11 protein-coding genes are annotated in these 12,446 nt (G+C 43.3%); all 11 read left to right on the forward strand.

Features of this window, described 5'->3' with window-relative positions:
- The first annotated feature begins 218 nt into the window (after nucleotides 1–218).
- Nucleotides 219–1,181, forward strand: coding sequence for an SseB family protein (locus RUMCAL_RS10945; RefSeq protein ID WP_021682933.1), 963 nt, complete (start codon nucleotides 219–221; stop codon nucleotides 1,179–1,181).
- A 6-nt stretch (nucleotides 1,182–1,187) separates the two neighbouring features.
- A complete protein-coding gene (locus RUMCAL_RS10950) occupies nucleotides 1,188–3,275 on the forward strand; it encodes a type I restriction-modification system subunit M (RefSeq protein WP_021682934.1) in 2,088 nt (695 codons plus the stop codon).
- Nucleotides 3,276–3,289: 14 nt separating this feature from the next.
- A complete protein-coding gene (locus tag RUMCAL_RS10955; protein WP_040648003.1) occupies nucleotides 3,290–3,673 on the forward strand; it encodes a hypothetical protein in 384 nt (127 codons plus the stop codon).
- A gap of 2 nt (nucleotides 3,674–3,675) precedes the next feature.
- Nucleotides 3,676–4,926, forward strand: a complete 1,251-nt coding sequence (locus RUMCAL_RS14780; protein ID WP_021682936.1) for a restriction endonuclease subunit S — start codon at nucleotides 3,676–3,678, stop codon at nucleotides 4,924–4,926.
- Nucleotides 4,919–5,599 carry a HEPN domain-containing protein gene (locus tag RUMCAL_RS10970; RefSeq protein WP_021682937.1) on the forward strand — a complete coding sequence of 227 codons (681 nt, stop codon included), beginning with the start codon at nucleotides 4,919–4,921 and terminating at the stop codon, nucleotides 5,597–5,599. Before RUMCAL_RS14780 ends, RUMCAL_RS10970 begins: the two co-directional genes overlap by 8 nt.
- 21 nt (nucleotides 5,600–5,620) lie before the next feature.
- Complete coding sequence (locus RUMCAL_RS10975) at nucleotides 5,621–6,583, forward strand: hypothetical protein (RefSeq protein WP_040648006.1); 963 nt, start codon at nucleotides 5,621–5,623, stop codon at nucleotides 6,581–6,583.
- A gap of 26 nt (nucleotides 6,584–6,609) precedes the next feature.
- Nucleotides 6,610–6,831, forward strand: a complete 222-nt coding sequence (locus tag RUMCAL_RS10980) for a hypothetical protein (protein WP_021682939.1) — start codon at nucleotides 6,610–6,612, stop codon at nucleotides 6,829–6,831.
- Between the two features lie 14 nt (nucleotides 6,832–6,845).
- Nucleotides 6,846–7,274 carry a hypothetical protein gene (locus RUMCAL_RS10985; protein WP_021682940.1) on the forward strand — a complete coding sequence of 143 codons (429 nt, stop codon included), beginning with the start codon at nucleotides 6,846–6,848 and terminating at the stop codon, nucleotides 7,272–7,274.
- A 4-nt stretch (nucleotides 7,275–7,278) separates the two neighbouring features.
- Nucleotides 7,279–10,251, forward strand: a complete 2,973-nt coding sequence (locus RUMCAL_RS10990) for a type I restriction endonuclease subunit R (protein WP_021682941.1) — start codon at nucleotides 7,279–7,281, stop codon at nucleotides 10,249–10,251.
- 20 nt (nucleotides 10,252–10,271) lie between these two features.
- Entirely contained in the window at nucleotides 10,272–12,092 is a 1,821-nt protein-coding gene (locus RUMCAL_RS10995; RefSeq protein WP_021682942.1) for a DUF262 domain-containing protein, read from the forward strand.
- A 162-nt stretch (nucleotides 12,093–12,254) separates the two neighbouring features.
- A partial coding sequence (locus tag RUMCAL_RS11000) for a transposase (protein WP_021682943.1) occupies nucleotides 12,255–12,446 on the forward strand: 192 nt, incomplete at its 3' end.

Raw genomic sequence — 12,446 nt, forward strand, 5'->3', positions numbered from 1 at the left:
GATCTGAAGATTATACGATTGAAGCATTAAAAACGATGGCCTGGCGATATTTTATGAGTTACTGGAGCAACCGCAGAATCTGCTCGGCAATCGGCGGGCTCCCACCAGCTGTAAAACGGCGTAGGTTCTATTCTGCTTTGACTATCGCTGCTTAACTTCAAAATCCTTGCGGTTAATGTGTCAAGTGTTATTGACAATATCACGATGCTGGCTTAACTATGGAAGTATTGGCCGCAGGCTTCAAAGACGGTGACGGTTTTACATTTTTCGACACTTCCGTTGAAACAAGAGCCTTTATTCGTGTGGGTGCTGTAATTGACGATGAGTTCTTCTTCTTTGACGATGCAGACGGAGGTTTGAGCAATAAATACGCCGAAAAGCTCGATGTGCTAAAGCATTATGAGGCTTCAGAAGAAATTGAGGAAACCCGCAAAATGGGCTTTTTAGATAAGTCTCGTCACGATTTCTACCCCGATGATGTGATGGTTTACTTGACAAGAGAGGGCTTGAATCCGGAAGGCTGTTGGGTACGAATTATTGGTCTTGGCGATCATTTTATCATGGGAACGCTGCTGAATGAGCCAGACCAAGACTTTGGCTATCATAGTGGCGAAAAGGTTGCGTTCTTTGTTCAGAAGCAGGAAGATGAGAGTATTATTCTTTACACTGATATGACACCCAGCCGAAAACTGACCGCTGAGGACTTGGAAGATGGCACATTGCTGAAAGAAGCGGTAGCAGTTTTCAATAAGGAAAGAATCGAAGATCACTTCTTAGATGTACTTGAATTTCTGAGAGACAGTTATGTTTGGATACCATGTAATGCTGTCATGAGTGAAGCTGATATGGCTCGTTTCGAGCAAGCTATGAAAGATGCCGAAGATGATCTCTCTGCATTGGTGGGCGAAGAATTCACCACTAACGATGAAGTAAGATTGGTTCCAGATATTTTGCAGAATGGCGATCAGTTCTATTTCCCTGTCTTTTCGAGTGAAGAAGAAATGGGCGAATACGGCGAGCACTTCTCAAAGATCCAGAAGCCTCTTTTAGAGGTTATCCCTATGGCAAGGAATAACGAAAAGAATGTATCCGGCATTGTCCTGAATGCCTTTACAGAGCCTTTTGTTCTTGATGCCGAGATATATGATATTGTCGAAAAAATGAAATCAAGATTGGAGTAAATAATAATGAGCGAACATAAGATAGATGTCATGTGGGACGATGCTCCCGTAGATGTTTCCACCGAGGTGGGCTTCATTTGGTCTATCGCCAATAAGCTGAGAGGTACATACCAGAGCGACAAGTACAAGGACGTTATTATTCCTATGGTCATTATCCGCCGCTTTGAGTGCGCATTGGAAGCTACGAAGCAGGCTGTCGTGGAGCAGTACAAGAAGAATCCTGCATATCCTGCAAAAGCTATGTGCCGTGTATCGGGGTATCAGTTCTTCAATACGAGCGAGTACACCCTTGCAGAACTTGTCAATGATCCCGACCACCTCGCAGCGAATTTCCGCAACTATATCGAGGGCTTTTCTGCCAATGTGCAGGACATCATCAAAAGCCTTGACTTTGACAAGCAGATCGACAAGATGGATAAGAACAACCGTCTGCTGTCGGTGGTAAAGGCATTCTCGGAGCTTGACCTCGATCCCAAGACCATTGACAATGTTAAAATGGGATACATCTTTGAGGACTTGATTCGTAGGTTCTCTGAAAATGCCGAAGCCGGCGATCACTACACGGGCAGAGATATTATCAAGCTCATGGTAAACATTCTGCTTGCAGAGGGCTGTGACGATATTTTCGATGACCACAAGGAAATCACCATACTGGACCAGGCAGCAGGCACAGGCGGTATGCTTTCTACTTCATACAACTTCATTCATCGCTATAACCCGACTGCGAATGTGCGTCTGTTCGGACAGGAGATCAACCCTGAGTCCTATGCGATGTGCGTGGCTGAAATGCTTATCAAGGGGCAGAATGCCGAGAATATCCGTATGCAGGATACCATGAAGGCTGACTGTTTCCCTGACAGACAGATGCGTTTCGTGATCGAAAATCCGCCGTTCGGTACGCCGTGGGGCGGAAAGGACGCTGCTGAGGGTGTTGAGCAGGCTGTCAAGGAAGAAAAACAGAAGGGCTTTGACGGTCGCTTTGGTGCAGGACTGCCAGGTTCAGGCGATATGCAGTTGCTTTTCATTCAGTCGGCTGTGAATAAAATGGACAATGCCCTCGGTCGGGCTGCGATCATCGAGAACGGCTCTCCACTTTTTTCGGGCGGTACATCTTCGGGCGAGAGCCAGATCAGACGGTGGCTGCTTGAAAATGACCTGATAGAAGCAATTATCGCACTTCCCGTTGACCTGTTCTATAACACAGGTATCGCTACATACATTTGGGTGCTGTCGAAGAACAAGCGTGAGGAGCGCCGTGGTAAAATTCAGCTCATTGATGCAGGTTCGATCTTCCACAAGCTGCGCAAAGCTCTTGGAAACAAGAAGAACGAGATCAGTCCCGAAGACCGTTCCGCTATCACGAAGCTGTATGCAGACTTTGCTGAGAACGAGCTTTGCAAGATATACCCAAACACGGAGTTCATCTATCGTGAGTACACGGTCATGCAGCCGTTGCAGAGAAGCTATGCCGTGACCGAGGAGTGTATCCAGGCAATGCTGTCAAAGGGTTCGCTCTCCTCGCTGTACGATCCTGCAAAGGTGGCAGAGCTTGAAAACGCAGAGGAGCTGACGGGCAAAGAGGTCAAGAAGCTCGAAAGCTATCAGAATAACAAGCCCGTTTACGATGCGATCATTGAATCGCTGAGCGGTGCTGTTTCCGATGCGGTATATCTGTCCCCTGCGGCATTTATGCCCGTACTGACTAAGATACTCAGCACCGCAACAACAGACAAGAAGCTCCTTGACAAGATCGCTGACGGTCTGTCGGTCATGGACAAGTCTGCCGAGATTCAGCGTGACAAGAAGGGCAACATCATCTACGATAAAGAGACAAAGGACACGGAGATCGTGAAGTTTGACGAGAGCATCGAGGACTATATGGCTCGTGAGGTGCTTCCCCATGTTCCCGATGCACAGTGGTTCTTTGAGGAAGATCTGAGCAAGAAGTCGCCTATTGTCAAGACGGGTGCGGAGATCCCGTTTACAAGATATTTCTATAAGTATCAGCAGCCGAAACCCAGCGAGGAGCTTGAACAGCGGTTCTTGGAGCTTGAAAAGTCTGTGAGTGAGCGTATCGCACGGCTGTTTGGCTAATGAAAGGAGATTATATGTATAAATTCATTGCAACTCTGAGCGTTATTATCAGAACATTTTATCTGCCTAATCCCTTTGATTCATTAGGCACTGCTTTCCCTGTTACTATTGGAGAAAACACATTGACGATGACACCTATTGTCATGAACTATCTTGCAGAGCCTGTGCTTCATGCGCTCACTTTTGCACTTGTCGGACTGTACTATTCAAGAAGTGAGCACAATCCTTCAAAGGGCAGTTTCTTATATCTTATGTTCTACTGTGTTCATGTCGGACTCCTCTATTTAATGGGACTGTTCGGGTTTGCTACATGGGCTGTTGCACTTATACTTATTGTGTATGCTATGGCACATATCGGCTTTAACGCTCTTAAAAACAGAGTAAGATATGGGGTGTGAATATGCGTGAAATGAAGGATAGTGGGATTGAGTGGATTGGCACTATACCAAAAGATTGGTATTGTTGCAAGCAGAAATACGTTATTCAACTTATCAACGGACGAGCATACAGCGATAACGAATTTGAGGAAGATGGGAAATATAGAATTCTCCGTGTGGGCAACTTGTTTTCAAATCCAACTTGGTACACTTCAAGTTTAGAACTGCCAGATGATAAATACTGTGATAATGGTGATTTATTATATTCTTGGTCTATGTCTTATGCCCCTGTTATATGGCACGGCGAAAAAGTGATTTATCACTACCATATTTGGAAAACACGCTTAAGCATTGATATTGACAAAATGTTTGCCTACTATTACCTGATTTCGCTCACAGATGCTTTGCGTGCTGAAATACATGAAACGACAATGGGCTTTATTACAATGGGAATAATGAACGATTCTTATATTGCTTTCCCTGAACTCTCAGAACAAAAAAGAATTGCTGGTTATCTTGATGATAGATGCAGTGAGTTTGAATCTCTTGTTTCCGACATTCAATCCCAAATTGAAGCCCTTGAAGAATACAAGAAATCTCTGGTATTTCGTGTCATTTCAAAGGGAATCAAGAAAGCCGCTTTGAAAAACACTGTATCTGATGTATGGACTGCAATTCCCGAAAACTGGGAGTTGATCGACATAAAATATGTTTTTGAGATCGTAAAGCGAATTGCAGGACAAGAGGGCTTTGATGTCCTTTCAGTTACTCAAAAAGGGTTGAAGGTCAAGGATATTGAAAGTAACAACGGACAGCAGGCAGAAAGCTACGCAGGGTATCAATTTGTCTATCCTACTGATTATGTTATGAACCACATGGACTTGCTGACTGGCTGGGTGGACTGCTCTACGATGTTCGGCGTAACAAGCCCTGACTATCGTGTGTTCCGTCTGCGAGATAAGGAGAATAATGACCTTACTTATTTCAAATATGTCATGCAATGCTGCTACATGAGCCGTATCTTTTATTCTCTTGGTCAAGGTGTGTCTAATTTAGGGCGGTGGAGATTACAGACTTCTGCTTTCAACAATTTTATGATCCCTGTTCCTCCACTTGATGAGCAGCGTAAAATCGCAGATTACCTCGATACCAAAATATCAGAAATTGACATTATTATTGCCGAAAAGAAACAGCAGATCGAAACAATAGAGGAATACAAGAAGTCGCTGATATTTGAGTATGTGACGGGGAAGAAGGAAGTAGTTAATGAGTAAAAAAATGTTTGCTGGTTCTGGATTATTTAGAATCGATTTTGACCGAGAAAAGAAGTTAATACGATTGGATTTTTCTGGAAATGATGAAGATAATACTTGCTTCAGAAATGATGCATCGATTCTATTTTTCGTTTCAAATAGTTACTGCAATGCATATCATTGTTTGGAGCGAGAACTTAAAAGCAGATTCGAGAATAATACAATAAAAGATGTTGGGCATATAATACTTCCATATTTCTTCAATTTTCGACATTTTGTAGAACTGGAATTAAAAGCATTAATTGTGGCAATAACAAATCAATCGCCTAAATTGACACATGACCTTGATACTTTACTTGTACAAGTTGAGAATGCAATGAATGAAATTACATTTGAAAGCATTGAAAATAGATTTCCTCCAATTACTGAGGAGGGATTCAATAAGTCCAAAAGCGAAGCTCAGGTGCTTCTTGTAAAAATAAAGAAACTGATGGATCAATATGTTTCAACCGAGTATGCGGTCGAGTATTATCGCTACATTTTTGAGAATGGCAAAGGCAGCTTGATTCTTAATAATCCAACAATAGAACTGGATTTTGAAAACACAAGGTGCTTATTCCAAAGTATTGTTGATACATTTGGAGAACTTCGTATGAAGTTAAGAGAAATAATATACATCCAATCTTCGTTTTAATATGTGACTGGAGGTGCAGATTTGAATATCGAAATACCTATGAAAATACTTTCTGACGAAAAGGGCTATCTTGACCGCCAATGTCCCAATGAAAACTGTCTGTTTGAATTTAAGATCAGTATGCAGGATTGGGAAGATAAGGTATCTGATGAAGAAGTACATTGCCCCTTATGCGGTCAAATAGCTCCTTCGGACAGTTGGTATACATATGAACAGCTTGATGCAATGCAAGAAATAGCTACTAACTGGGCAAGAAATTATATGCTCGGTGAAATTGATAAGATGTTTGGCAGCTTAGCTCGTTCTACACGAAACAATAAGTATATCAAGATTACCTACAAGCGAAACAGACCTGTTACATTCGTGAACAACCCGATAGGTGCTAAGGAAGAATGGAATCTTGATATTACCTGTGAGAAATGCGGAACAAGGTATAGTGTTATTGGTTCGGCTTACTTCTGCCCCTGCTGTGGTTATAACTCTGCAAGCAATGTTTTCGATAACTCTATGAATACAATTACCAAAATGGTTCAGTCTCTTGATGAGATGAAAGCCTCGCTGACAGAACAGTTCGATATGGATACGGCTGAAACAATGTGCCGTTCAATGCTTGAAAACAGCTTCGGTCAGGTGGTATCTGCTTTTCAGAAGTTTGCTCAGTGCAGATTTAAGGAGCTATCAGGTGTCGAGAAGCGTGTTAATGATTTTCAGATGGTTGACAGAGGAAGCAAATACTTCTTTGATGAAACAGGAAGTAGCTATGAAACTTTCTTATCTTCGGACGAAATTAACCGTATGAAGCTATATTTTCAGCGCAGGCACATCATCGAACATAATACAGGAATTGTAGATCAACAATATATTGATAAATCAAGCGATACTGATTATTCTGTCGGACAGCGTATTGTTGTCAAAATAGATGAAGCTCTGGACTTAATCAAGATTATAAAGAAACTATCATCATGGCTTCTTACTCTCACTTAATATTTGAATAATGGAGGAATGCTATTATGGATTTCTATACTGCTTACAATGAAAACGGTGATCTCGCAAAGTTTGAGATCGACGAAGGAAAGGTCAAATGTGGTCATTGTGGCAAGATTTATTATCAGGAGCGCTACGAACAGGTACCGGGCTTTAGAGAAGTAGATGATGATATTTGCCCGTACTGCCACGAATCTAATGGTCGCAGCGGCGATTGGGAGTTCTTTAACCGAAAAATAGAAGATTAAAAGAGGTGTGTGGTATGGCTAAACCGCTGAAAAAAGTCTCAAATGCCTATTGGGTGTATTATGTGAACGAAGCAGAAGCCAAGAAGTTTGATGACAGCAAGGTCGGAAAATGGATGTATTTTTTCAAAGATAATGACTTTGCGGCTAAAATATGCGAGAAAGCGGTTGCCGATGGCGTTGTGGCAGAAGCAAAGCATAGCAACGCTCCTGACGGTGTGTGCTGTTTCTATCTTCATTTCGATGATAAAGAAGCTCATAAACGCTGTATCACATATTTCCTTGAAAACGGTCTTATCCGAAAAACTAAGGCTGGAAAGCTATACAATATCTCGTTTAAGCTCGATGATCAGACACGAAACGGCGAATATGGCGACGGTTTTGTATCTGAGATCAAACTCGCTAATTTTGTAAATCTTGAAACTGGAGAATGGATCGGAGGATAACAACATGAATGACATACTAACAGAAAAACAATATCAAGCTGAACTGCTCGGTATACTTCGTGACCAAAACGGCTACACGATCAGAAAAGCGACCGACTTTGACCGCCGTTTTGCGATCGACCGTGAAATGCTGTTCGGTTTTCTGAATGATACCCAGCCTGAGACAATGGAGAAGCTCCGCAAGATACATAAGGACAGGCTCGAAGATACCATTGTTTCGTTCATCAATGCGGAGTGTACGAAGAAAAGGGGTAGCCTACTTGAAGTCCTCCGTCACGGTGTCGAACTGTCGGGGCATAAGCTGGAACTGATGTTCACAAAGCCTGCAACCACTTTCAATAAAGATCTGATGCGGAAATACGAAATGAACCGCTTTACCGTCATGGAAGAAGTGTGGGCGAACGACAAAGAGCGAATTGATGTTGTTATCTTCCTCAATGGCTTTGCGATCATCTCTATGGAGCTGAAATGCAACTATGCAGGACAGTCAACGGACGATGCGATATATCAGTACCGTATGGAGCGTGATCCGAAGTCCAGACTGTTCTTATTCAAGGCAGGCACACTCGTCAATTTCGCTATGGACTTGCACGAAGTCTATATGACAACGAAGCTCGACGGTGAAAAGACTTTCTTCCTGCCGTTCAATCAGGGCAACGGTGAGGGTGTCAATGCAGGTGCAGGAAACGCTCCCTGTGAGGACGATTATCCTGTACATTATATGTGGGACGATATTCTTACCAAAGATACCATTCTCGACCTGATCTCCAAATTCATTTTCATTCAGACCTCTGAGAAAGAGAATGAAAAGACAGGAAAGGTAGAAGTCAAGGAAAGTATTATTTTTCCCCGTTATCATCAGCTCGATGCAGTCCGCAAGCTCCTTGCCGATGTAGAGGAAAACCGCACCTCGCTCAACTATCTGATCCAGCACAGTGCAGGCTCCGGCAAGACCAATACTATTGCTTGGCTTGCATACCGCCTTGCGACACTCCATGATGCTGACAACAAGATCATTTTCGATAATGTTATCATCATGACCGACAGAGTGGTTGTTGACCGACAGCTTCAGAAAGCGATCATGGGTATGGAGCATAAGTCGGGGCTTATCCGTGTGATGGACGAAAAGTGCAATTCTGCCGACCTCGCTATCGCCCTCAACGGCAATACGAAGATCATTGCAACAACGATCCAGAAGTTCCCGTATATTGTGGACAGCGTTCAGGGCTTGAAGAATAAACGCTTTGCGGTTATTATTGATGAGGCTCATTCATCTACTGCCGGAAAAGATATGGCAGCAGTCACACAGTCCCTCGGTATGGGTGATGAGCTGTATCAGGATATGGAGGACGAGATTGCCGCAGAGCTTGCAAGAAACGGCAAACAGCAGAATGTTTCGATGTTTGCTTTCACGGCTACTCCGAAACCGACTACCTTACAGCTTTTCGGCACGATCAATCCCAACGGACAGCGTGAAGCGTTCCATGTGTATTCGATGAAGCAGGCTATTGAGGAGGGCTTTATCCTCGATGTATTGCAGAATTACACCACCTACAAGACCTTCTATCAGATAAACAAGGAAATTGAAGAAGATCCAAAAATGCAGACTGCAAGTGCGAAACGGCAGATCGCTCGGTTCGTTGAGCTGCACGAAACGAATATCGCCCAGCGTATAGAGGTCATCGTAGAGCATTTCCGCACAACTGTTATGCAGGAACTTGGCGGACAGGCAAAGGCAATGGTCATCACCGCATCAAGACAGGCCGCCGTCAAGTACTGTCAAGCATTTGAGGACTATTGCTCTAAAAAGGGATATAAGGGCATTCGTGCACTTGTTGCGTTTTCTGGCAAGGTGAAGCTCCCTGATGATACAGAATACACAGAGCCGGGTATTAACGGTATTCCCGAAGATCAGCTCACCAAAGAGTTCGACAAGGACGATTATCAGGTGCTTTTGGTTGCAAACAAGTATCAGACAGGATTTGACCAGCCCAAGCTCTGTGCAATGTATATCATGAAGAAGCTCAAAGGTGTCAATGCGGTACAGACACTTTCTCGTCTGAACAGAATATGTCCACCCTTTGAGAAAAAGACCTTTATCCTCGATTTTGTCAATAGCTATGAGGATATTGTAGGGGCATTTGCTCCGTATTATACCACTACGCTGCTCTCAAATTCCGTTACTCCCACTGCAATCTATGACCTTGAAGCACAGATAGACGCTTATGCGATCATTGATCCCGATGATGTGGATAAAGTCAACGAGATGCTCTACAAGGAGAAGGTGCAGTCTGCTGACAAGAAAAAGATCAACTTCTGCCTTGATAAGTCTCAGAAGCTGATCGAGCATTACAGTATCGAGAAACAGCGTGAGATCGTGGTTGACCTCCGTCATTTCGTCCGTTTCTATGAGTTTATGATCCAAGTATCCAGCTTTGAGGATACAGAGCTTCACAAGAAATACAACTACATCATTCTTCTGCTTTCTCACATCAATATCAAACACCCAGGTCCAGGCTTTAACCTCGATGGTAAGATCAGAGCGACACAGTTCGTACAGAAAAAGCAGGACGAACATACAAAGTCCGAAATTGTCGCAAAGCCTGTTGTGAAGCTGCCCTCTGCTGAAACATTCGGTCTGACTCCCGCAAAGGAAGAAAGGCTCTCTGAGATCATCGCAGCGATCAATGCACGGACAGGCAAATCCTATGACAGCGATGTTGCGGTAAAGGCAATGCTTCAGATCAGGGATATTCTGATGAAGTCTGACAAGCTGAAAGCAAGTGCAAAGAATAACACAGTCAAGGACTTTGAGTTCTCCTACTTTGACGATATTGATGATGCACTGATCGAAGGCTTGGAGCAGAATCAGGACTTTTTCTCCCTGTTGCTCAATGATGAGGAGATCAAGCGTGAAGTCCTCGGTATCTTTACAGAGGAGATCTATACATCACTAAAGCAGGCAGCGGAAGAATAATAGAACGGAGATGATAAAAAATGGCTATCAACATTGCTCCAAAGTCTCTTGATACAGAGCTGAGTGAGCTTATGCGTGAGGTATCAAGCGGTAAAGAACAATTACCTGAGTTTCAGCGTGGGTGGACATGGGATAATGACAGAATCCGTGGCATTATCGCAAGTTTATCTCAGGGTTATCCTATGGGAGCGATCATGCGGCTTGAATATGGGAATGAGAATGTGCGTTTCAAATATCGCACTATTGAGGGTGTAACAGTCACGGGAGTAACTCCTGAGTTCCTTATTCTTGACGGACAACAGAGATTGACTTCAATGTATCGTGCGACTTGCTGCAAAGAACCTGTTGAGACAATGACAGAAAAGGGCAAGAAGATCAAAAGATACTACTACTTAGATATTAAAAAGTGCTTAGACGAAAGTGAAGATCGTGTTGATGCTGTTATTGCCGTTCCGAGCGATAGAAAGGTCAAGACAAATTTCGACAGAGATGTAGTTCTTGATCTGTCGACTCGTGAACTGGAGTTTGAACACGAAATGTTCCCCATAAACATCATATTTGACAGCAATGCCCGTGAAGATTGGGCAGACGGCTACAAGGAATACCACGAATACGATAAGGCATTTATGGAGAAATACAAGCAATTCAGAACTCAGGTCATTGATACGATCGTTGGCTATAAGTTGCCTGTTATCACTTTGGGCAAAGAAACGCCAAGAGAAGCTGTTTGCAAGGTCTTTGAGAATGTAAATACAGGCGGTGTACCGCTGACGGTATTTGAGCTTGTGACAGCTACCTTTGCGACCTATGACTTTGACCTTCGCAAAGACTGGATCGAGTGCAGAGACAAGATTCGTGGCAAGGGGGAAACTCTTAATACAGATGTTATGGAAGGTGTAGATGAAACATCATTCCTTACCGCTATTACGCTCTACACAACCTATCTTTCAGATAAAATGACTACTTGTAAGAAGAAAGATGTTCTCGCTCTGAATTTTGAAGATTACAAGAAAAATAGGGGTATTTTGCTTGAGGGCTACAAAATGGCTCGAAAGTTCCTGTTCCAGCAATATGTGTTCAGAAAGCGTGATCTGCCTTACACAACTCAACTGATTCCGCTATCAGCGATCTGTGCTGTGATCGGTACAGTTACATTCAATCTTCCAAGCACTCAAAAGATACTGGCAAAATGGTTTTGGTGCGGTATCATGGGCGAAATGTATGGCGGTGCGAATGAGACCAGATATGCAACAGATATTGAAGATGTTGTGGCAGAGATTCAAGGGAAAGATAGCCAGAACAAAACGATCAACGCTGCTTATTTCTCCGCAACTCGTTTACTGTCACTTCAAACAAGAAATAGTGCCGCATATAAAGGCATTATGGCGCTCGTATATAGAGAACAATGCCGTGACTTTATGCAGGGCATAACAATGGATATTGTCAAGAGTATGGACGAATCGCCGGATATTCATCACATTTTCCCTGAAGCATATTGCAAGAAAATGGGGCTTGACAAGACTAAATGGAACTCGATCGTCAACAAAACTCCGCTGCTTCCTGCGTCCAACAGACAGATCGGCGGTGATGCTCCAAGTGTTTACAGCGGAAATATAATGAAAAAAGCGGAGATCGACGAAGTTGAACTTCGTTTCCGAATCGAGTCCCACCTCGTCAACTACGATTACCTTATCGCAGATGACTTTGATCACTATTTCATAGCAAGGGCTAAAGCTATCCTTAAAGTCATTGAAGCAGCAATGGGTAAGACAATAGCCGATAAGGGTTCTGAGCAGACGATCAAGGAGTATGGTTGCAGCTTAGAAGATAATGCAAACTGAAAGCGGTGAGGTCATGCGAAATAATGCCCACATTCTCTCTGCTGTTTCGTTTCATTTCTCCTGCGGTGGTTTCTTTGGCGGTTACGGCAATGTGACGGTCTGATGTAGTATAATAAAACTTGACACCCTAACCTCAAAGAAATAAAATAGGAAAAGGAAGAAATGGAGGAAAAAGGAATGTCAGAAAATAAACAATATGAAAATGAGTACAAAGTGCAGGCAGTAAAGCTTGCAAAAAAGATAGGTGCGGTAAAAGCAGCGAATGAACTTCAGATACCCGTAAATACGCTGTACAGTTGGATCAGAAAAGTAAAAATCGGAAGCCTTGATATTGGCTGCGGAGAACGCAGCCCG

This window comes from Ruminococcus callidus ATCC 27760, assembly GCF_000468015.1.
In the GTDB taxonomy this organism is placed as follows: domain Bacteria; phylum Bacillota; class Clostridia; order Oscillospirales; family Ruminococcaceae; genus Ruminococcus_C; species Ruminococcus_C callidus.

Excerpts from the sequence above, each read along its gene's own strand:
- RUMCAL_RS10945 (WP_021682933.1), top strand. The coding sequence starts at position 219 with ATGGAAGTATTGGCCGCAGGCTTCAAAGACGGTGACGGTTTTACATTT.
- RUMCAL_RS10980 (WP_021682939.1), top strand. The coding sequence starts at position 6,610 with ATGGATTTCTATACTGCTTACAATGAAAACGGTGATCTCGCAAAGTTT.
- RUMCAL_RS10995 (WP_021682942.1), top strand. The coding sequence starts at position 10,272 with ATGGCTATCAACATTGCTCCAAAGTCTCTTGATACAGAGCTGAGTGAG.
- RUMCAL_RS10970 (WP_021682937.1), top strand. The coding sequence starts at position 4,919 with ATGAGTAAAAAAATGTTTGCTGGTTCTGGATTATTTAGAATCGATTTT.
- RUMCAL_RS14780 (WP_021682936.1), top strand. The coding sequence starts at position 3,676 with ATGCGTGAAATGAAGGATAGTGGGATTGAGTGGATTGGCACTATACCA.
- RUMCAL_RS10990 (WP_021682941.1), top strand. The coding sequence starts at position 7,279 with ATGAATGACATACTAACAGAAAAACAATATCAAGCTGAACTGCTCGGT.
- RUMCAL_RS10985 (WP_021682940.1), top strand. The coding sequence starts at position 6,846 with ATGGCTAAACCGCTGAAAAAAGTCTCAAATGCCTATTGGGTGTATTAT.
- RUMCAL_RS10950 (WP_021682934.1), top strand. The coding sequence starts at position 1,188 with ATGAGCGAACATAAGATAGATGTCATGTGGGACGATGCTCCCGTAGAT.
- RUMCAL_RS10955 (WP_040648003.1), top strand. The coding sequence starts at position 3,290 with ATGTATAAATTCATTGCAACTCTGAGCGTTATTATCAGAACATTTTAT.